The following is a 21302-nucleotide window of genomic DNA, read 5'->3' on the forward strand; positions in this document are numbered from 1 at the left end:
TTATTTAATTTCTCTGTGTAAAGTTACTCTTCTCAGAATCGGGTTGTATTTACGCAACTCCATTCTCTCGGGTGTGTTCTTTCTGTTTTTGGTAGTGATATAACGAGAAGTTCCCGGCATACCGGATTCTTTATGCTCCGTGCACTCCAAAATCACCTGTACTCTATTTCCTTTGCTCTTCTTTGCCATCTCTTCTTACTTTATACGTTCTTAACTAAACCATTGGCAGTAGCTTCTCTCAAGCAAGCATTGATACCTTTCTTGTTGATAAGGCGCAATCCGGCAGCTGATACATTCAAACGTACCCATCTTTCTTCTTCCGGCCAATAAAAATTTCTCTTAAACAAGTTGATCTCGAATGTTCTCTTTACTCTTCTCTTAGAGTGAGAAACATGGTTACCAACCATCGCTTTCTTTCCAGTTATTTGACAAATTCTTGACATCTCTCTCAATATTTTATAAACGCTTTCCAAACAGGATGCAAATTACGCACTTTTAATTCAAACAATCAAGTGTTTTGATAAAAAAGTTTCAATATTTTTTTACTGTAAGATAAAATACAATACTCCCAAGAAAATCACCAACACCAAGCATTCCCGAAACACCTTCTTCCATCTCTCCGGGTTTGCCTTTATATCGCCCTTTCTCAAAATATCCAACAACTCTCCCGTGGGACAAAAATAATTACACCACGGGCGAGAAAAAAATATTGACAAGATTAAAAATACCACGGCAAGCGCGATCACCCAACTCGATGCCGCCGTCAACAGAAACGCGGAAAAAGGTTCCAAAGACGCCAATTCCAGCGGGATTCCCCACAATAACAAAGCGATGATCGCCATAAAATAGGTAACCCGGGTATATTTGAAAATATTTTTCCAAATACCCTTCGGGACGATTTTTTTCTTGCGGATTTTTCCCATCACTTCTTGAGCCGCCCCGAACGGACAGAGATAAGCACAATAATACGCCTTGTTCAGAAACAAAGGACATACTATCGCCAACACGGCGATCACGGGCAATAAAACACGCGCCCCCCAAGGAATCCCGTTCAACAACCAGTTGAACAACAACTCGAACGAAACGAAATACCCGCTCCAAAAACCAAGAACCAGAATGGAAGCCACCTGTAACGGCAATCGCCACTTCTTCATCCGGCTTCCCCAGAACATACTGGCCAGAGCCAACAGCACTACCAATCCCCCCAAAGCATGACGAACCAGTTTCAACCAATCCGTATGCCGTCCGCCCCCGTCACGCTCGAAATAAAAATTCAACGCTTTCTTCACGCTTCCCCGAACGGCATCCGTGGTCATCGTGGCACCACTAACGGCTTCCACGTCCATCTCTGCCGCTTCCTCCAATGTCTTACCGTCCCATGACGAGAAGAAATTTTTCCTCGTTATCTGACGGATAAAACCGGGTGACTCACTATGATTTAATAAAGTAAGTCCTAAAATCACGTCTTCCCCGGACACGGCCAGAAATAAAGGTACATTCCCGGAATAACCGATCAGATCGTCGGCTATCGGCGTCGTCACGATCAATTTACCTATCACGTCCCCACTATTCTTCACGTCATAACGCACCTCACTGACTTTCTCGATACCCGTGCAAGCGGGAAAATATTTCTTCACTTCATCCAAGGGAACAACCTCTGTTTCCGTCTTCACATCTTCTCCCTTGTTCTCCTCCGCGCTCTTGAAATTCAACGAAATCAAATAAACAATCACGCACAATAATATAACCTTAGGCAACTTCGTGACAAATGTTGCTACATTCTCTTTTACACTCATAACATCAAAATCTTATTAAGCACACAAAAATAGCGAGAAAATCATTTACTTGTATATTTTGTCACGCATAAATGCGTGACGTTACAAGTTACAGGTTTGCAGGTTACAAGTTAATAAAAGGTATTCCATAATACTTGTAACCTATAACCCGCAAATGATAATTTGCAAACTTTTCGTATATTTGTCGCATGCAAACGCGTGACGTTACAATTTGTAAGTAGCAAGTCAATTCAAGTCACACCATAACTTGTAACCTGCCAACCTGCAACCTGTAACTTGCAAATGACAATTTGCAAACCTTAATCAATAACCAATTAAAATTTCACGAATGAAGAAAATCACTTACTTAGTTTGTTGCGTGGGATTGGCTATGCAATCCTGCCAATCAGGGCAAGTGAAGAATGAAAATCCATTTTTCAACGCGTACGAAACCCCTCACGAGGTTCCGCCCTTCCATTTAATTAAAAACAAACACTACATTCCGGCTTACGAGGAAGGGATGAAACAGCAACAAGCTGAAATCAATGCGATTATCAACAACCCGGAAGCACCCACTTTCAAAAACACGATTGACGCCCTCGAGGCATCCGGGGAGATGCTCGACAAGGTAGCTTCCGTCTTCGGGAACCTGCAAGGTGCCAACACGAATGATTCGATCAAAGCCATCGCCAAGGAAATCACCCCGAAACTAACCGCCCACAGGGATGCCATTAACTTAAATGACAAGCTATTCGCACGCATCAAGACCGTGTACGAGAACCGGAACAAAGAAAATCTCACCCCGGAACAGTTGACTGTATTAGATAAATACTACAAAGACTTCGTGCGAGGTGGTGCAAACCTCTCCCCCGAAGACAAAGAGACATACAAACGCTTGAACAGCGAGTTATCCGTGTTGAGCCTGCAGTTCGGCGAAAATCTTCTGAACGAAACCAACGCCTTCAAACTGGTTATCGACAACGAGAAAGACCTGTCCGGTCTTCCCGCCAACGTGATAGCCACGGCAGCGGCAACAGCGAAAAATACCGGACTGGAAGGCAAATGGGTTTTCACGCTCCACAACCCGAGCATGATCCCGTTCTTGCAATATGCCGACAACCGTGATTTGAGAGAAAAAATCTACAAGGCATACATTAATCGCTGCAACAACGACAACGAGTACGATAACAAGGAAATCATCGCCAAAATGACCTCTTTGCGGGTACAAAAAGCGCAATTGCTGGGTTACGACACCCACGCCGCCTTTATCCTTGACAATAACATGGCACAAAACCCGGAGAACGTTTACAACTTGTGCAACCAAATCTGGGAAGCGGCTCTACCGATTGCCAAAAAAGAGGCAGCCGAACTTCAACGTATGATTCGTAAAGAAGGTAAAAACTTCAAATTACAACCTTGGGACTGGCGTTATTACGCGGAGAAAGTGAAAAAGAGCAAGTACGGGTTGGATGAAAACGAACTCCGCCAATACTTCCCGCTGGAAAGCGTGAGAGAAGGAGCCTTCTACACCGCCAACAAGCTATTCGGTATCACCTTCACGCAACGAGCGGAAATTCCCGTCCCCCACCCCGACGCACTGGCGTTCGAGGTAAAAGAAGCCAACGGCGATCATATCGGTATCCTATACATGGACTTCCACCCGAGAGAAAGCAAACGTTCTGGAGCTTGGATGAACTCCTACCGAAAACAGTCTGCGCTGGGTAAAAAAGTATCCCCTGTCATCACGAACGTGTGCAACTTCACCAAACCTGCCGGGGAAGGCGTACCCGCCCTACTCAGTTTCGACGAGGCACAAACCCTCTTCCACGAGTTCGGGCACGCGCTTCACGGGTTGTTATCTCAATGTACATATAATAAGGTATCCGGAACATCCGTTCCCCGCGATTTCGTGGAACTCCCCTCGCAAATCATGGAAAACTGGGCTTCCGATCCCGAAGTGATGAAAATATACGCCCGCCATTATCAAACCGGTGAGGCAATCCCGCAATCCTTGATTGACAAACTGGAAGCGAGCGGACATTTCAACCAAGGTTTCGTCACCACCGAGTTTATGGCTGCCGCCCTGTTGGATATGGCTTACCATACACGTACCACGACAGACCTCGTGAACCCGAATGAATTCGAGAAAACCACGCTGGATAAAATCGGACTGATTCCCGAAATCACGGTACGTTACCGCAGTCCCTACTTCCAGCACATATTCGCGGGCGGGTACTCCTCCGGCTACTACGCCTACACATGGGCAGAAGTACTGGACGCCGACGCTTTCGAGGCTTTCAAGGAAACCGGAAACATCTTCAATCCCGAAAAAGCAAAATCATTCCGGGAAAATATTCTGGCAAAAGGCGGATCGGAAGACGCCATGACACTATACAAACGCTTCCGGGGACAAGAACCGTCCATCGAGCCTTTATTGAAAAGAAAAGGGTTGAAATAACACCTTCATATATATAAGCAGTACAAAGGGAATGACCTCTCGACAAATCGGTCATTCCCTTTTCCATACCTTGAAAAACCCGGGGACAGGCAACCCCACAATTATACATTTCCTACAATCAACCCCTCGCGTAACCTGCAAACTGACATCTCCTTGCTCTTCTGTTTCGCGGGAAACATTACCACCCGTGAATGTTAAAAAAGCGTATTGTTTACTAAAACGTGGGCGAAGCGCAGGCGAAGTGTGGGCAAAGTGTAGGCGATGCCGCCTAAAAGCCACCTAACAGTCACCTTAAACCCACCCCTAAATATAGACTTCCCCTAGTTCAAGGGCAGGCTAGCCATTGTATCCCGGCTGATTATTTCACGACACTTCGAAACACCTCTCCACCAATCTTGCAATGCAAACACCGGTGAGCGTCACAATATTCCCGCTTGATTTGAAGCAACGCTTGCGATTGTAAAGCGGACTTCAACTCGACACCCTGTTTCGTCCACGCCTCAGTCACGTGATTGCGTTCCGCTTCCAACTCTTCCAACCATTGAATAGCCTTGTCGCAATATCGCTCTTCTTTTCTCTCCCTGCCATAAATAAAAAGGAAAGGGATAATCACGTTGATCACGATAACGGTCTTCATGCTATTTCCCAATCGTTTTACTTGCCTCGCGGCGGGTACACCCGGTTTATAATGCGAGTCCCAATAGTCGGAAGCCTGCACGTCCAGCAATTTATACACCTCCGGCAAATGCTCCGCTTCCAGCACGGCGGAAAGCAAAAAATTGAAGCGCATCATTAAAGACGCCAGAAGAGCCAACCGTACCGTCGGGAAAGAAGTCGGACGAATCCGCATATACTTCCATCGTGCCCGTTCCATCGCGGTCAGATGAAACTTAGCCGCTTGATACTCGTATTCCTCCCGCAAAGCTATCGTGTAATCGTCTTCTTGTTCCAATCCCGTCAATAACCCGGAATACCCCAGTAACAAGGCTTCTACCCGAAACAAATTATCACTGCAACGAATTATCTTCTTGTAGGATAAATCCCGTGCCAACTGGGCAAACGCCTCCGCATTCACGTTACCAGACCAGTAACGAACCAACATCCGGTAAAAACAATCTTCCCAATCATTCCGTGTTTCATCCAGCATCAGTTTAATATCCCCGCATTTCCGTTCCAGCCGCTCGATCGCATATCCCGTGAAAAGCATATCCATACGCACCGGATCAACACGACGCAAATTCCGGTAACAACGAGGTTCCACGGGAACACCCTGCATAAAGATGTACTCATCCCATAACCGCACGTCATACCGAAGGGTAATCGCATCTATTTCCCTGCCTTTAGAATCACGCACTTCCATGTCGGCATCCGCCACGACGGAAAGAATCACGTTATCGTACGCCGTGTCTTTCTCGTGCCCGTGCCGAAACCAGTCACTCGCTTTTTGATGAATTTCCACGTTTCCCGCTTGCACGACATCGCCAATCCGCACCTTCGCGTTGAAAAAGTCTGGTCCTGCATCCCGGTTTTGTAAACCGACATTCAAAATCTCCACCTCTTTTCCTTTCGTTGAAAGGCATCTCGTGCTCGTGAAAAGAGAATTCGCCCACACGTATTGCAAAAATTCTTCCGTCATAGTAACTCCCTGTTTAAAATTATAGCTTTGTCAAGGGTTTAAAATATAATATTCAAAACGCCGATTACAATATTAGAAAAATTTAATCAAAAAAACAAGTGCTAAATTTTTATAAAATCTAATCCTTTCTCCGTTCTATAACGTTTTATATCTATATTTGTTGAAATGAATAACCAAGCTTTTGTTATAACATAAAACCGAATATAAATATGGAAGAAAAACAACTCATTAAAAGCAAGAAAGATAAGACGTTACTCATCGTCATCGGCGTTCTGTCCGCTATACTGATCGTCCTTTTTGTCTTTTTCATGATCGAGAAAAAAGAAAACCGGGAAAATATGGTTGCCATCACGGCCGAAAAGGAAGAACTTCAACAAGAATTGACGGATTTGAGTCATCACTACGACAATTTAAAAACAGATAACGATACACTGAACAACAAATTGGCACACGAGCAGGAGAAAATAGCCTCGCTCATGGAGAAAATGAAAGAATTTCGTAATAATTCTTACGCCGAGATCAACCGGTACAAGAAAGAAATCGGGACATTGAAAACAGTTCTGAGAAGTTACGTGGTGCAAATCGACTCGCTGAACCAACTGAACCGGAAATTGGTAGCGGAAAACACCGAGGTGAAAAAACAAATGGACTGGGTTCGGGACAGGAATAAAACACTGGAACAGAAAACCGAACAATTGGCGGAAACCCTCGAAAAAGCAAGTACGCTATCCGTTGAAAACTTCAAAGTGTACTGCGTCAATAAAAACGACAAAGAAACCAACTTGAGAAGATGTTTCCAACTGAAAGCAGACTTCTCGCTTGCCCGAAATATCACGGCCAAACGAGGTCCCCGGATGATATACTTGCGGATTACCCGCCCGGACGGACAAGTATTGGCAGCATCCAGTAAATCATTTTTCAAATACCAAAACGCCACGCTGACCTATTCCGCTAGACGCGAAATAGAGTACGAGGGCGAAAAACTGGAAATCGCCATATTCTGGCCGAATGACGGCAGTCTGGAAAAAGGAGAATACATTGCCGATTTGTTCTCGGACAACCAACAGATCGGGACAACAAAATTCATATTAAAATAACATTAACTACACGCATATGAAAACAGATATTGAAATTGCCAATTCCATACAGATAAAGCCGATCTACGAGATCGCCGATAAGTTAGGAATCGATAGGGATCTACTGGAACCCTACGGAAGATATAAAGCGAAACTACCGTTAAGCCTGATCGATAAATCAAAGATCGACGGGAAAAAACTGGTACTGGTTTCCGCTATCTCCCCCACCCCCGCGGGTGAAGGAAAAACGACCATCTCCATCGGTCTGACGGAAGGATTGAACCGCATCGGCAAGCAAGCCACCGTGGTGTTGCGCGAGCCCTCGCTAGGTCCGGTATTCGGTATCAAGGGAGGTGCCACCGGGGGCGGATATTCACAAGTCGTTCCCATGGAAGACATTAACCTGCACTTCACGGGTGATTTCGGGGCTATCGAGAAAGCCCACAACTTACTGTCCGCTTTAATTGATAATAACATACAGAGCAAAACCCACTCGTTGAACATCGACCCGCGCACGGTGACATGGAAACGGGTAATGGATATGAACGACCGTTCGCTACGCCACATCATCGTGGGATTGGGCGGTACATCTGCCGGTATTCCCCGTGAAACCGGATTCGACATCACTGCCGCTTCCGAGGTAATGGCGATCCTCTGCCTGTCGGACGACTTTGAAGACTTGAAGAACAGACTCGGGAACATCTTCATCGGTTACACGTTTGACAAGAAACCGATTTACGCCCGTGATTTAAACGCGCACGGGGCTATGGCAGCCTTGTTGAAAGATGCCATCAAACCCAATCTCGTGCAGACTCTGGAAGGCAACCCCGCCATTATACACGGTGGTCCTTTTGCCAATATCGCGCAAGGAACGAACTCTATCATCGCCACCCGCATGGGCTTGACTCTTTCCGATTACGTGGTCACGGAAGCTGGATTCGGTTTTGACTTGGGCGCTGAGAAATTCTTCGACATCAAATGCGTGAAAGCAGGATTGAAACCCAGTGCCGTGGTCATGGTGGCTACCGTGAGAGCTTTGAAATATCACGGGGGAATGAAACTCGACCAATTGAAAGAACCGAACCTCGAAGCCTTGAAGAAAGGTATCGGCAACTTGGAAAAACAAGTCGAGAACATGAAGAAATTCAACATCTGCCCCGTTGTTGCGATCAATAAATTCGTGACAGACACAGACGAAGAGATTGCATTCCTTGCCGAAACGTGTAAAGCACTGGACGTACCCATGGAAGTCGCCGAAGTCTGGGCAAAAGGCGGTGAAGGAGCCGAAAACCTTGCCCGACTGGTATCCAAGGTGGCAGAGCAATGCACTTGCAGCATGAAACCTCTCTACGACTGGAACTGGAGTGTGGAGAAAAAGATTGAAACCATTGCCAAAGAACTATACGGTGCCGCCGCGATAGACTACTCGGCAGAGGCCAAAGCCGACCTGAAGAAAGTAATGGATCTCGGGCTGGACAAACTTCCGGTGTGTATCGCCAAAACACAAAAATCACTCTCGGACAACCCGAAATTACTGGGACGCCCGAAAGATTTCGTGGTTACCGTACGCCAGATCGAGATAGCATCCGGAGCAGGATTTATCATACCGATCACGGGTAGTATCATGCGAATGCCCGGTTTACCGGATATTCCCGCCGCGGAAAAAATAGATATTGACAACAACGGTAAAATTACCGGCCTGTTCTAAAACATTATACCGACGTGTCAGGTGAAAATTGCCTGACACGTCTTATTTTCTCTCATATCATGGATATCATTGAAATAAAAAAGTTTCCGGAAGTAGCGAGTAGTGAAACATTACAGGCTCTAAGCTATCACCTAGACCGAGAATGTAACCGAATAAACTTGAAGGAAATCAATTGGCCGGATGTATATCCATACAAGCCGGAAGTTTATTTCCGGATTGCCTACAATGAACACCATCTTTTCTTGAAATTCGACGTGCAGGAATATGAATTTCGTGCCACGGCGCTCACGCCTTGCTCTCCCGTGTGGGAAGACTCATGCGTCGAATTTTTCATACAACCGGAAAAATGCACGGGATATTACAACATCGAGCTCAACGCTATCGGCACGGTACTGGGAGCCTTCGGCACCAGCCGGGAGAAACGAAGACCCATACCCCGCAGACTGGATAGCGATATTCTCCGTGACTCCACGATAAAGTTCAACAACGAGAACCCGGACGAAGCCTACTATCAATGGTCGCTCATGGTGAAAATACCATACACCGTTTTTTTCAGACATAAATTCCAACCCAAACCGGGTACTACCATCCGAGGTAATATCCACAAATGCGGTAACAAATTGCCACACCCGCATTTCGTGACATGGCACCCCGTGAAAACACCCAAACCGGACTTTCACCAACCGGAACATTTCGGTACACTCATTTTTAAATAAACTGACATGAAAACAGGACTGTTCATACTCGTCGCCGGACTTCTCTGCGTGTTACTGAATGACTCGCTACTCTATTTGCAAATCAGACGTTACTTGAGAAAACGAATTTACACTTGTCTATTCTGGGCACACTCCTTGTTTTTCATGGCCTGTATTGTCGTGTACCATTTTTTTATTCCCACGTTGAAAGGACCGGAAGCCTATTTTTGGGTAGGCAAAGGCGTTTCCGTGATTTTACTTTTTTATACCCCGAAAACACTATATATCATTATCAACGCGTTTGCAATCCTGTTACGACAATTTAAATGCATTCCGGCTGCCCATATTATAAGCAGAACAGCTTTAGGCATCGCCCTATTCTCCTTTTTAGTCATTTTTTACGGTATCACGTGGGGACGCTGCAACTACAAAATAGAACGCCAGCAAGTATGCATTAAAGAACTTCCCGACAATTTCAACGGGTATCGTATCGTGCAACTAACCGACCTGCACTTGGGAAGTTACGGGGAGCATTATCCCGGTATAAAAAAACTCGTGGAAGAAGTCAACGCACTGAACCCCGACCTTATCGTGTTTACCGGGGATATGGTCAATAGCTTTGCCTCGGAAATGAACCCGTGGATTGACCAATTGAAAGAACTGAAAGCTAAATACGGCGTCTACTCCTCCACGGGTAATCACGACTACGGTACATACGTGAGATGGGCTACCCGGGAAGAACAGGCGGATAACCTGAAACAATTCTTCAAGAACATGGAAGCGGCAGGCTTCCACATGCTAAACAACACCAATGTTCCCCTCGTTATCGGTACCGATACGATTTATCTTGCCGGAGTCGAGAATTGCGGACGTCCACCTTTCCCCTGCTTCGGGAACCTTCCACAAGCCCTGCAAGGCACGGAAGGACACACGGTGATACTCCTCTCCCACGACCCGTCACACTGGCGGGACGAGGTAATCCGCTATCCCGTGGCTCTCATGCTGGCAGGCCATACCCATGCCATGCAAATCGGGATACAAATCGGTAGCTTCCGGTGGAGTCCTTCAAAATACATCTACCCCGAATACAACGGATTGTACGAAACGAATGGACGCCAATTATACGTTTCCCGCGGCGAAGGCTACCTCGGCTTTGCCGGACGCATCGGTCAACGACCGGAAATCACGCTGATAGAATTAACGAACAATTGTAAATAAAATAAGTTTTATGAGATAAGAATATTCAAGTATTTATTAAAATGTGTACTAATAAAAAATGTTGTGTATGGCAGGATGGCAAATTACTACTACTTACGAGAGTAAGTTAGTAAGGAGGAACTGGTTGTTCCGTCTTTTTATCTTGGGTGTATTGGGTTACACTCTGGCGTTTCTAATCCCATGGGACATTCATCAGGAGGCGTGGGCGAACATCGTGTTCGCGTCCTCTATCCCAGTGAGAGGAGTCTATTTTTTGAATTTGTTCCAATCTTTAGTCGTGGTATTTTTGGCTTGCGACAGGTCGAGGGCTCGGAAGAAAGCGGATAGCCGGGAAGTGCTCTCTATTCGGTCACTAAGTAATAGCCAGATTTTCGGGGCGGAATTAGCGGGGCTGGTCATTCCTTTTTTGGTCGTGGATGTTATTTTCATGGCATTCTGGCTATTTATTAATTTGATTATTCCGGATTCGCCGGTAAACCCGTGGGTGTATCTGTCCTTCTTGTTGAGAGATGTGTTGCCGACGTTCGTGTTCGTGGCGGGGATGTCGTTACTGGTGAACAGGATATTGCGACATCCTTTCGTGAGCTGGTTCGTGCTGACCGGGTTTCTTTGCATATCGTATCTTTACCTGACGAAGCCACTTCACGGGATTCTGGATTTCCGGGGAAGCCTGCTGCCGGAAGCTTTTTCCTCGATCGTGGGATTTATGCATTCCGGCGTGTGCCTGTTGCAACGGGGGACCTTCTTGTTACTGGGGCTGGGATTACTATGTCTGGCAGTTCCTTTCACGAGGCGGTTACCCAACGTGCCGGGACGGAAAGCGTTTTATCACGCGACAGGTGATCTGTTACTGGTATTAGCCGTGGGGATGGGATATATTTACATCGATAAGTTCCAGACCCGCAGGGAGAACCGGGAGGCGTACCGAGATACATTCTCGCGGTACGAGGCGTATCCCAAGGCAAGAATCTTGACGCATGACATCACCTATATGCCCGAGGGTAAGAATTTCTCGGCGGTGAGCCGGATGGCGGTGGTGAATCGGAAAGCAAAGAACATGGAAAAGTTGCTCCTGTTCCTGAATCCCGGACTGAAAATCAGCCGGCTGGAGTCGGAGGGACGGGAAATACCTTTTCAGAGGGACAAACAAGTGGTTGTCGTAGAGCGGTCATTGACTCCCGGAGATAGCGTGGTGTTGGAAATGGAGTACGCCGGGTATATTGATGAGGATATTTACCAGATGAATATTGATGATGATGAGTATTTCGCTCCCGTACGGCAATCGGGGAAGATAGAGCGATACGGCAAACGTTCCGCATTCGTGTCAGGGGATTACACGCTGCTTATACCGGAGGTACTATGGTACCCGGCGGCAGTGGCACCGGTAGCCTTGCAACCGTCGAAAGAAACAAATTTCACGGATTACACGTTGCACGTGAAGAATCCCGACGGGCAGATGGTGTTATCGCAAGGCGTTCCGGAGGAAAAACAGGACGAAGTAACGTTCCGCAATTTACAAGCTCTAACCGGATTGTCGCTTTGCATGGGCAATTACGTGAAGCGGTCGGTGGTGGCGGATTCCATCACGTTGGAGTTCTACACGTACCCGGGAAATGATTTTTACTTGAAGCCGTTTGACGGTTGGATGGATGAAATAGCGGGGTATCCGAACGCGGAGGAGTATTGGGAGGAATTGGTAAACAAGTGCCGTAACCTTATAGAAGGAACTATGCCTAACCCGTATCCTTTCAAGCTTCTAAAATTCGTGGAGGCACCTTCTTCTTTCCTTAATGATTATTATTTCCATAATCATATCCAGCCGGAAATGGCATTTTTCGGGGAACGGATAATAGATAAATACAATAAACCAGGCGACATTTCTCCTGATAAACTGAGAGAAAAGAATGTACAGGAATATATGTTATTCAATGATTTTCTTTATTTCCTTAAGGATATACACGTGGAACGATTTTTCTCGGATTTCCACTGGAGTGTTGCTTCCGAGAGGTACGCGGGGATAGACATGTTGTTCGGTAAAATAGCAAACCCGACGCTTGACAAGTTTATTTTATTCCCACCGATGCTGGATAGCATTGCGGCAAAGGGATTGGAAAGAATAATCCGGGGAGAGTATCCGAATGGATACAATAAGTTGATCAGCATAAAAGTTTCGCAGTTACTCGCCTACCTGACTACAATTACCAGTTGGAATTCGGTGTGCGCTTACACACGGGAGTTCTACGAGAATGCCCGTTTCCGAGAGGTGGATTTTGACGTGTTCATGGAGGGATTCTGCGAGCGTTTCGGGCAGGACATCAAACCATTCGTGGATGATTGGTACACGACGCATGATGTACCGAGGTTGGCGATAAGGGATTTGACATTCCGGCAGACGGAGGATATGCAGTCGGTTGATTTCAAGGTTGGCAATATCGGTAAAGTGGATGGCTTGGTTTCGGTAATCAGGGGTTATGAAGATGATTACGGGAAATGGGTTATTGACAATTGGCGGAGCTACTTGGTCAAACCAGGAGAATACAAGCGGATTATTGCCAACGAGGCTGATAGACTGTATTTTTTTGTATCTACCAATTTCGCAAGGAGCGTACCGGAACGAGTTATGTTGGGCGGTCATGGCACCCCATTGTGGAAGGGGGATATTCCAGCAGAGTGTGTCGAATCCCTTGACAAAAATCAGTTTTATCCTCTCGGGGAGATTATAGTTGATAACGAGGACGAAGGTTTTCATTTAATCGATTCGTCGGGAAACAGGTTTAAGCGATTGGCAGATCGATTGACGAAAGAAGAGGAGGACGCATATAGGATTGGTTCGGATTTCAAGAAGAGCACGTGGGGAAGACCGTTTATTGGGCAAGATAAGTTTTACGGGGAGGAGATTCAAAGTGCCTTTATCAAGATTGCCGGAAATGGAAGTTGTAAGGCGGAGTGGATAGCGAATCTTCCGGAAGCGGGGGTATACGAGATTCTTGTTTACCAATCTCATATTAAAGAAGGAGCTTGGGAATATAGCTATGAATCAAATTATCCGGGAATGAAGAATTACTATACAGTCTATACCCCGAAGGGAAGCGAAGAAATCGTGATCGAGAGAACTGGGGACAATACTGATAAGTGGATTTCATTGGGAAAATTTGATTTACCGGCAGGAGAATCCCGTGTCGTTTTGGATGATCGGGGTATTCCCCCGTTTGAGGTGACAGAGAAATGGGGTGAAGAAAAGTACTCTCAGTTGGTAGTGGCAGATGCCATGAAATGGGTGAAAGTGAGTAGGTAAGTTTAAGCGGAAGATTATAATATAAAAAGCCAACTATGAATTAGTTGGCTTTTTATAGGTGATGTTTTTTTGAAATAGTATCATCTAATCTTTGATATAGAAGAATCCACTCGCATCGGATGGAGGACCTTCTCCGGCTTTATTTACGGCACTAACACGAAATTCAACTTCACTGCCTTCTGTAAGACCAGTAATCGTTACTTTGTAGCCAGGTAGTAATTTATCAGCAGGTGTCGTATTCCATGTTCCTCCTTTGTATCTCCAACCAATACGATACCCCTGGATAGGAGAACCCCCGTCACTTGCTGGGGGAGTAAATTTAATTGTACACCAATTATTCCCAACGTCGACCATTTCGGGTTTTCCGGGTGCTCCAGGAGTATCATACGGGTCTGCCGCACTCATAAGCATTACAGCCATTAAGCCCATGCAAATAAACATGAATGGCTTAAAAAAGTTTCGATTAATTTTCTTCATAACTTAACGATTCAATAGTTAGTATTTCTTTGTTACGAAGATATAAAATTTATTGCAAATTCGCAAATTTTACAATTAAAATATTTTGATACAAGAACAAAACTCAATTCACATTACTTTTATTTGCAACAATCAGCATATTAATTTCATATTTTGTCAAACTCACGAATAAACCTATATTCTTACTGCCTTCCCTTGAAGTCTTGGTCAACGATTTGTAAATAGGCCTTCAACAAGGCTTCATCTCTAGGATTAGTATTCACCCCGATATCTTTTTTAGACTTCAAATCATAAATATAGGCTCCATTGCTTGTCACCACGGCTGCCGCGTTGGTAAAGGCATAGAAAGCAAAAGGTACGGCACTCGGGTCAAGCAGATTCTTGCTGTAATGATAAGCCGAAGCATCTATTCCCAACTGTGCCAACATAGTAGCTACCATATCTGTTTGCGAACCCAAGGTATTCACCACCGAATCCTGCACACTCATAGCCCCCCCGGTAAATATCATCGGTATACGATAAGTTTCCGGCGCATGAGGTTGCAGGTTTCCCACGTGTCGAGTCCCGTGGTCGGCAATCAACACGAACAACGTGTTATCCCAAATCCCGGACTTTTTACACTTTTCAAAAAATTCACCCAAACACTGGTCCGTGTAAGCAATGGCATTTTTAAACTTCGAACCGGTATCACTTCCCGGAATTTTTGTTTCCATGGGTACGACAAACGGTTCGTGACTACTCATGGTAAATGCCATATACATGAAAGGAGTTTTCGCCACACGCAAATCTTCATACAACCGCTCCAGCATATAACCGTCATGTACCCCCCATTTGAAGCGGTTCTCGATAGCTTCCCCGGAAAAATCATTCTCCGTCACGCTACCTTGAAAACTCATCGTCACGTAGGAACGAAATCCCCCGAAATTCAAATCCCCCGCGTAATAAAACCGAGTACTATACCCGTTAGCCTCAAAATCCAACGGGAAACGAGGATGAAGATACGTTTTATTCGGGTACTTCAGCATGGACACCTGCGGGTGGGCGGGAAAACCACTGATAACCCCCAGTACTCCCCGGTCGGAACGATTTCCCGTGGCGTATATATTCGAGAAGAAAATGCCTTCTTTCGCCACCGCCTGCAAATTAGGCATGGCGTCCCAAGCGTTCAGTGTAAAACTTTCCAGTAAAAGCACCACCACGTTCGGTTTATCCGTTTTCAACACACTCGGGAAAGTACCCGTTTCCGTGTACACGCTGTCCACCAGCTGTCTTGCCTTATCTTCCGGCATAAAAACGAAGTCGCTTTTAATCTTGTTGACGTGTGCCACCTCGTACAAGAAATTCCATACCGGATTCACTGCCGCTTGATTGGCATACATATTTTTGTTATTAAAAAACACGAAACTCACGTTCATCGGAGCCACGTTGAAACCGCCCCTCACCGGAATAATCATCAATCCACCCAAAAGGAGATAAACGACGCTCTTCCAAGCAGCTTCCCGGACCGGCTTCAAGGAATTTGCCACCCAACGGCGATAAAAGCTATAAAATACCCCTACCATAACCGCACAAAGCAAGACCAATGCCAATATCAACCACGTGGGAGTCGAAGCCATTGCCTCTCCCGGCGTTTTCAAATAGAATAGCGGGGTCGCATCCATATGATAGCCCCAGTTTTTAAACAACTCCAAATCTCCGACAACAATCAGACTGGATATAGCCAAAAGTATCAAGGTTATTACCGAATACACGCGTTTCAACCATTTGGGCGGCAGGAACACACCTATCGCCATAATCACGCAAGCCAATACCATCACGTATCCCCCGAAAGAGAGATCCATACGCAACCCTTTCGTGAACAACATCACGTAATCGTACCCGGTGAGTGTCGCCGTTTCTTTCCACTGGTAAACCAGAAAGATCACCTTTGCCGCGATCGAGAACACGACCCAAAACACGTAATACTTCAATAAAAACCTGACCATTTATGATTTTAGATTTATGATTTATGATTTTAGATTGAACTCCCTCCCCCCTTCGGGGTATTGAGCTATCGCTCGAACTGGCTCTCGCTCGGTAACGTGGAAACAAGTTTCCCCGCTACTCTCGCTTACTCGCCAGTTTCCCTCTATAAACAGAGGGAGAGCTGAAATACTCACTATTTTTGGCTAGTGGCAGCGCAGCTGACAGAGGAGTTCTTTTCATTTTCAATTTTCAATTCTCCATTTTCAATTATTAGAAAGGTGCAGCCCCACTGTTACCACCGCTCTCGAAACTCTTTCCCCCGTCCCGGAAATCCGTATCGAGGGGCGGCATTTGCGGAGCGGCATCCTCGTTCATACGGGAACCGAAAGTAACGGTTTTTACCGTTGAACCACCGGATGCAAAAGGAGAAACCTCTTCCAGATCGCAGAACTGAGCCAACTCGTTACGGAAGCGCAATTGAATCTCCCCCACGGCACCGTTACGATGCTTGGCGATAATGATATCGGCAATCCCTTTCAAGCTGTTTCCCATACTGTCTTCCATGATCCCGTAACGTTCGGGGCGATGGATAAAAAGCACCATATCAGCATCCTGCTCGATAGCTCCCGACTCACGTAAGTCGGACAACATCGGTTTCTTGGCATCTCCCGTACGTTGCTCCACGCCGCGGTTCAACTGCGACAAGGCAATCACGGGTATATTCAACTCCTTGGCGATAATCTTCAACTGCCGGGAAATCATACTTACCTCCTGCTCCCGGTTTCCTCGCATATCGGCTCCCGCCGTCATCAACTGCAAGTAGTCGATAATCAACACCTTGATACCATAACGCTGCTGCAAACGACGGCATTTTGCCCGTAACTCGAAAATAGAAAGAGCCGGAGTATCGTCTACATATATAGGAGCCTTTATCAACGCTTTGATTTTCGCGTGTAACTGTTGCCACTCGTCTTCGGACAAACGCCCGTTCCGAATCTTTTCGGAGCCCAACTCGGTTTCACTGGCAATCAAACGATTGACCAACTGCACCGAAGACATCTCCAAAGAGAACAAGGCGATAGGCTGGTTATGGTTTACCGCCATATTCCGGGTCATAGACAACACGAATGCCGTCTTACCCATAGAAGGACGTGCGGCAATAATCACGAGGTCGGAAGGTTGCCAGCCGGAAGTAACTTCATCCAATGCCGTGAAACCGGAAGGCACACCGCTCAATCCGTCGGGACGATTCCCGGCAATCTCGATTCCCTTGATGGCTTCATCAATCAAAGCGTTAATAGCCGTCGTCTCCTTCTTGATGTTTCCCTCGGCAATCTCGAATACCTGCTTTTGTGCCATATCCACCAAGTCGGCAACATCCGTGGCATCGTCATAAGCCTTATTCTGGATATCCGTGCATACGCGAATCAACTCCCGCTGGATATACTTTTGCACGATAATACGAGCGTGAAACTCAATGTGGGCGGCAGAAGCCACCTTGGAAGTCAACTGTGCCAGATAATAATAACCGCCAATCTCCTCCAGTTCTCCCAACCGCTTCATCTCCTCGCTCACGGTCAGAATATCCACCGGCTCGTTATTCAAGGACAGATTCTGGATTCCGCGATATATCTTCTGGTGCGCCTCTTTATAGAAACAATCCGGCTTCAAAAAGTCGCTCACGGTAATAAAAGCATCTTTTTCCAACATCAGAGAACCCAGTATCGCCTCTTCCAAATCAACCGCTTGCGGCGGCATCTTCCCGTAATCCGATTGTAATGATTTATAATTATATTCCTGCTTTTTAGCCATACGTTTTTTTATTTATTTTCCTCACATCACCTTGAGTTCCTTCAACTTCCAGAAACACCGCACGGTAGCCCTCACGTCCGCCAACGCGTCATGAGCGTTCTCGAATCCCTCGCCGAACAACACTTGATGCAACTCGGACAACTTCGGGGACTTGAATCCTTGTTTCCCACCCGGCAACTTGCAATATTTCGTGGACGATTTCATCGTGCAATACTTCGGCTTCAAAAACATCGAACTCATGATTCGTTTACGCTCAAACTCCGCGCCCACGATACACTCGTCGAAACTGATGTTATGACCGACCATCGCGTACGCCTCGTCTATTTTATCTGAAAAAACTTCCAGAACAGACAGCAGTTCTTTACCTTCGGCCTGCGCTTTCGCCGTCGTTATCCCGTGCACCCGGGACGCTTCCGCCGGAATCAAAAATCCTTCCGGCTTCACTATGTCACTCCGTTCTTCAATAATATTCCCTTTCTCATCGCACATAATCCACGCCAACTGCACCATACGAGGCCAATTATCCAAGTCGGTTATGGGAGCATTCCACCGTTGTGGAAGTCCCGTCGTTTCCGTGTCAAAAAATAAAAACATCTTTTCTATATCCGATTTATGATTTCCGATTTATGATTTTCTACTATCACAAACCGGAAATCCGATTTCATTTTGAATTATCGTTTTCAAAACTCTTGTTGTACTGGTGCATTGCCCGATAACTCATACCCATACTGGAGAATCCGCCGTCATGGAAAAGATTCTGCATGGTAACCTTGCGGGTAAGGTCCGAAAACAAGGTAATACAATAATTGGCACATTCGTCCGCATCGGCATTCCCTAACGGGGACATACGCTCGGCAAAATCAATCAACGAATCGAAACCTTTGATACCGCTACCTGCCGTGGTCATCGTCGGGGATTGGGAAATCGTGTTCACGCGTACCCGCTTTTCCCGCCCGTAAATATACCCGAAACTGCGGGCAATAGACTCCAGCATCGCTTTGGCATCCGCCATATCGTTGTACTCGAACATGGTTCTTTGCGCGGCCACGTACGAGAGCGCTACCACTGAACCCCACTCGTTCATGGCATCCAACTTCTTCGCGGTCTGTAACACCTTATGAAACGATATGGCTGAAATATCCAACGTCTTCTGCAAAAAGTCGTAATCCAAATTATCGTAAGAGCGTTTCTTTCTCACGTTCAAAGACATTGCCACGGAGTGCAGGATAAAATCAATCTTTCCACCCAACAAATCCATCGACGCTTGAAACAATTGTTCCAAATCCTGCTCGCTAGTAGCATCTGCCGGAATCAAAGGAATATTATTCTGTTCCGCGAACTCCTTCACCTTTCCCATACGAATAGATAATTCCGTGTTCGTCAAAACGATTTGCGCCCCCTCTTCCAAACATTTCTCCGCTACTTTCCAAGCGATAGACATCTCGTTCAACGCGCCGAAAATAATTCCTTTCTTTCCTTTCAATAAATTGTAACTCATAAATATTAAATTAAAATTGTTCCCGTAATAACCGGGCATTTTCCAAAGCTGCCTCACTCACCACGCTTCCGCTAATCATCCCGGCTATTTCGGTCACCCGTTCTTCCTCTGTTAAACGGCGAATCCGCGAAATAGTTCCCGCGTGGTCATCTTCCTTGTACACTTTAAAATGACTATCTCCCGCCGCCGCTATCTGGGGCAAGTGCGAGATACTGATTACCTGCATACGGGCAGCCATTTCCTTCATCATGGCAGCCATCCGGTGGGCAATCTCGCCGGACACACCCGTGTCTATCTCGTCAAAAATAATAACAGGCAACTGTTTCGTCCGGGACAATATATACTTCAAAGACAACATCAAGCGTGAAATCTCTCCCCCGGAAGCGACTTTTGACAATTCACCCGGCTCTTGATTCTTGTTCGCCGAGAACAGGAAAGTAACCTCATCTTTCCCCGTCGGGGTAAAATGCCCCACGGGAACAATCCCGACTTTAAACGAGGCGTGCTTGATACCCAACCCCACTAACAACCCCTGCATCTCCTCCCGCAATTTCCCTTCCGAATCCACCCGGGCAGCGTGAATCCTCCGAGCCAGAACCTCCATTTCCGCTTCCAACGCGGCAATTCGCGTATCCAACTCTTCGATGCGGGTAGAAAAAGATTGTATACCTTTCAATCTCTCCCGCAAAGTGTCTTTCAAAGCGATTAAATCCTCCGTCCGTTCCACTTTATGCTTGTGCAGAAGGTCATACATCACCCCGAGCCTGTCATTTATCACGTCCACGCGTCCGGGATTATATTCCACCCGTTCGGCAACCCGTTCCGCCTCATCAGCGATATCCTCCAACTCGACAATCACCGAATGTAATCGCTGACCGTAATCCGTTGCCTCCTTCACCACTTCATCCAAAGCGGCTATTCTATTCCGTATACCTTTCAATGTTTGAATAACAGGTGCGTCCGACTCCGTCAACGCGTAAGTTGCCTCGGAAAAGACACTTTTTATAGTTTCGGCATGATTCAAAACGGCCAATTCGTCCTCCAACTCCTGTTGCTCCCCTTCCCTCAAATTCGCCTCATCCAACTGGTTAAACTGGAATTTCAAATAATCCTCCTCCTGCTCGGCTTCCCGAGCCTGCCGCTTCACCTGTTCCAACTCCGAGAGCAACGACTGACGGGATACATATTTCATCCTGTACTCTTTCAACAAAGACTGATTGCCGCAAAAAGCATCCAGAATCTCCAATTGATATTCCGGCTGCCCAATCAACAAAGACTGGTGCTGGGAATGCACGTCAATCAGGAAACTCCCGAATTCCTTCAAAACCTTATTATTCACGGGCGTATCATTGATAAACGAACGGGACTTTCCGTCCGCGTTCAATTCCCGGCGTACCACCACCTCGTCATCATAATCCAAGTCATTATCCTCGAACCACTGCCGCAAATGGTACCCCGCGACATCATACGTGATTTCCACGATACATTTCTTGTCCTTATCCATGATAGCCGAAGCATCGGCTCGCTGTCCCAGAGTCAACCCGATAGCCCCCAATAAAATAGATTTCCCGGCACCTGTTTCCCCCGTGATAATCGTAAACCCTTTCTCCAACTCCAAATCCGTCTTGTCAATCAGAGCATAATTTACTATATGTATATGTCGTATCATCTTTAATCCTTTACTGCATA

General features: G+C 46.3%; 16 protein-coding genes. 6 read left to right on the forward strand and 10 right to left on the reverse strand.

The window, feature by feature from the left end:
- From rpmG to CS948_RS15835, 3 genes are all read right to left on the reverse strand, one after another.
- On the reverse strand, nt 1-189 hold the full coding sequence (rpmG, locus tag CS948_RS15825; RefSeq protein WP_018336620.1) for a 50S ribosomal protein L33: 189 nt from the start codon (nt 187-189) through the stop codon (nt 1-3).
- Between the two features lie 11 nt (nt 190-200).
- Complete coding sequence (gene rpmB, locus CS948_RS15830; RefSeq protein WP_099292652.1) at nt 201-443, reverse strand: 50S ribosomal protein L28; 243 nt, start codon at nt 441-443, stop codon at nt 201-203.
- A gap of 99 nt (nt 444-542) precedes the next feature.
- Nucleotides 543-1796 carry a 4Fe-4S binding protein gene (locus tag CS948_RS15835; protein ID WP_099292653.1) on the reverse strand — a complete coding sequence of 418 codons (1254 nt, stop codon included), beginning with the start codon at nt 1794-1796 and terminating at the stop codon, nt 543-545.
- 328 nt (nt 1797-2124) lie between these two features.
- Between CS948_RS15835 and CS948_RS15840 the strand changes: the two genes are divergently transcribed.
- Nucleotides 2125-4233: a M3 family metallopeptidase gene (locus CS948_RS15840; RefSeq protein ID WP_099292654.1), complete on the forward strand. Its 2109-nt coding sequence runs from the start codon at nt 2125-2127 to the stop codon at nt 4231-4233.
- A gap of 358 nt (nt 4234-4591) precedes the next feature.
- On the opposite strand, the gene CS948_RS15845 is transcribed toward CS948_RS15840, so the two are convergent.
- On the reverse strand, nt 4592-5869 hold the full coding sequence (locus CS948_RS15845; RefSeq protein ID WP_099292655.1) for a DUF2851 family protein: 1278 nt from the start codon (nt 5867-5869) through the stop codon (nt 4592-4594).
- 209 nt (nt 5870-6078) lie between these two features.
- On the opposite strand from CS948_RS15845, the gene CS948_RS15850 reads away from it, so the two are divergent.
- The 5 genes from CS948_RS15850 to CS948_RS15870 all read left to right on the forward strand — a co-directional run bounded on the left by CS948_RS15850 (nt 6079) and on the right by CS948_RS15870 (nt 13861).
- Entirely contained in the window at nt 6079-6966 is an 888-nt protein-coding gene (locus CS948_RS15850; protein ID WP_099292656.1) for a hypothetical protein, read from the forward strand.
- Between the two features lie 16 nt (nt 6967-6982).
- Nucleotides 6983-8653 (forward strand): formate--tetrahydrofolate ligase, encoded by a 1671-nt coding sequence (locus CS948_RS15855; RefSeq protein ID WP_099292657.1) that lies wholly within the window; start codon nt 6983-6985, stop codon nt 8651-8653.
- 14 nt (nt 8654-8667) lie between these two features.
- On the forward strand, nt 8668-9369 hold the full coding sequence (locus CS948_RS15860; protein ID WP_141560968.1) for a carbohydrate-binding family 9-like protein: 702 nt from the start codon (nt 8668-8670) through the stop codon (nt 9367-9369).
- A gap of 6 nt (nt 9370-9375) precedes the next feature.
- Complete coding sequence (locus CS948_RS15865; RefSeq protein WP_099292659.1) at nt 9376-10566, forward strand: metallophosphoesterase; 1191 nt, start codon at nt 9376-9378, stop codon at nt 10564-10566.
- A 67-nt stretch (nt 10567-10633) separates the two neighbouring features.
- The gene (locus CS948_RS15870; RefSeq protein WP_099292660.1) at nt 10634-13861 is read left to right on the forward strand and encodes a hypothetical protein; all 3228 of its coding nucleotides are present in this window, start codon (nt 10634-10636) and stop codon (nt 13859-13861) included.
- A gap of 84 nt (nt 13862-13945) precedes the next feature.
- Here CS948_RS15870 and CS948_RS15875 read toward each other — a convergent pair whose 3' ends face one another.
- The 6 genes from CS948_RS15875 to recN form a co-directional block, all read right to left on the reverse strand.
- On the reverse strand, nt 13946-14338 hold the full coding sequence (locus CS948_RS15875) for a fibronectin type III domain-containing protein (RefSeq protein WP_099292661.1): 393 nt from the start codon (nt 14336-14338) through the stop codon (nt 13946-13948).
- A gap of 182 nt (nt 14339-14520) precedes the next feature.
- The gene (locus tag CS948_RS15880) at nt 14521-16323 is read right to left on the reverse strand and encodes an LTA synthase family protein (RefSeq protein WP_099292662.1); all 1803 of its coding nucleotides are present in this window, start codon (nt 16321-16323) and stop codon (nt 14521-14523) included.
- A 250-nt stretch (nt 16324-16573) separates the two neighbouring features.
- Complete coding sequence (gene dnaB, locus CS948_RS15885; RefSeq protein ID WP_099292663.1) at nt 16574-18115, reverse strand: replicative DNA helicase; 1542 nt, start codon at nt 18113-18115, stop codon at nt 16574-16576.
- A gap of 21 nt (nt 18116-18136) precedes the next feature.
- The gene (locus tag CS948_RS15890) at nt 18137-18709 is read right to left on the reverse strand and encodes a 3'-5' exonuclease (protein WP_099292664.1); all 573 of its coding nucleotides are present in this window, start codon (nt 18707-18709) and stop codon (nt 18137-18139) included.
- A gap of 67 nt (nt 18710-18776) precedes the next feature.
- A complete protein-coding gene (locus CS948_RS15895; protein WP_099294589.1) occupies nt 18777-19613 on the reverse strand; it encodes an enoyl-ACP reductase in 837 nt (278 codons plus the stop codon).
- 10 nt (nt 19614-19623) lie between these two features.
- Nucleotides 19624-21282 carry a DNA repair protein RecN gene (gene recN, locus CS948_RS15900; protein WP_099292665.1) on the reverse strand — a complete coding sequence of 553 codons (1659 nt, stop codon included), beginning with the start codon at nt 21280-21282 and terminating at the stop codon, nt 19624-19626.
- Nucleotides 21283-21302 lie beyond the last annotated feature (20 nt).

This window comes from Butyricimonas sp. Marseille-P3923 (genome assembly GCF_900184685.1).
Taxonomy (GTDB): domain Bacteria; phylum Bacteroidota; class Bacteroidia; order Bacteroidales; family Marinifilaceae; genus Butyricimonas; species Butyricimonas muris.

Bases quoted from the DNA above. Each gene is read 5' to 3' on its own strand.
- rpmG (WP_018336620.1), bottom strand. From the start codon at position 189: ATGGCAAAGAAGAGCAAAGGAAATAGAGTACAGGTGATTTTGGAGTGC.
- rpmB (WP_099292652.1), bottom strand. From the start codon at position 443: ATGTCAAGAATTTGTCAAATAACTGGAAAGAAAGCGATGGTTGGTAAC.
- CS948_RS15835 (WP_099292653.1), bottom strand. From the start codon at position 1,796: ATGAGTGTAAAAGAGAATGTAGCAACATTTGTCACGAAGTTGCCTAAG.
- CS948_RS15840 (WP_099292654.1), top strand. From the start codon at position 2,125: ATGAAGAAAATCACTTACTTAGTTTGTTGCGTGGGATTGGCTATGCAA.
- CS948_RS15845 (WP_099292655.1), bottom strand. From the start codon at position 5,869: ATGACGGAAGAATTTTTGCAATACGTGTGGGCGAATTCTCTTTTCACG.
- CS948_RS15850 (WP_099292656.1), top strand. From the start codon at position 6,079: ATGGAAGAAAAACAACTCATTAAAAGCAAGAAAGATAAGACGTTACTC.
- CS948_RS15855 (WP_099292657.1), top strand. From the start codon at position 6,983: ATGAAAACAGATATTGAAATTGCCAATTCCATACAGATAAAGCCGATC.
- CS948_RS15865 (WP_099292659.1), top strand. From the start codon at position 9,376: ATGAAAACAGGACTGTTCATACTCGTCGCCGGACTTCTCTGCGTGTTA.
- CS948_RS15870 (WP_099292660.1), top strand. From the start codon at position 10,634: ATGGCAGGATGGCAAATTACTACTACTTACGAGAGTAAGTTAGTAAGG.
- CS948_RS15875 (WP_099292661.1), bottom strand. From the start codon at position 14,338: ATGAAGAAAATTAATCGAAACTTTTTTAAGCCATTCATGTTTATTTGC.
- CS948_RS15880 (WP_099292662.1), bottom strand. From the start codon at position 16,323: ATGGTCAGGTTTTTATTGAAGTATTACGTGTTTTGGGTCGTGTTCTCG.
- dnaB (WP_099292663.1), bottom strand. From the start codon at position 18,115: ATGGCTAAAAAGCAGGAATATAATTATAAATCATTACAATCGGATTAC.
- CS948_RS15890 (WP_099292664.1), bottom strand. From the start codon at position 18,709: ATGTTTTTATTTTTTGACACGGAAACGACGGGACTTCCACAACGGTGG.
- CS948_RS15895 (WP_099294589.1), bottom strand. From the start codon at position 19,613: ATGAGTTACAATTTATTGAAAGGAAAGAAAGGAATTATTTTCGGCGCG.
- recN (WP_099292665.1), bottom strand. From the start codon at position 21,282: ATGATACGACATATACATATAGTAAATTATGCTCTGATTGACAAGACG.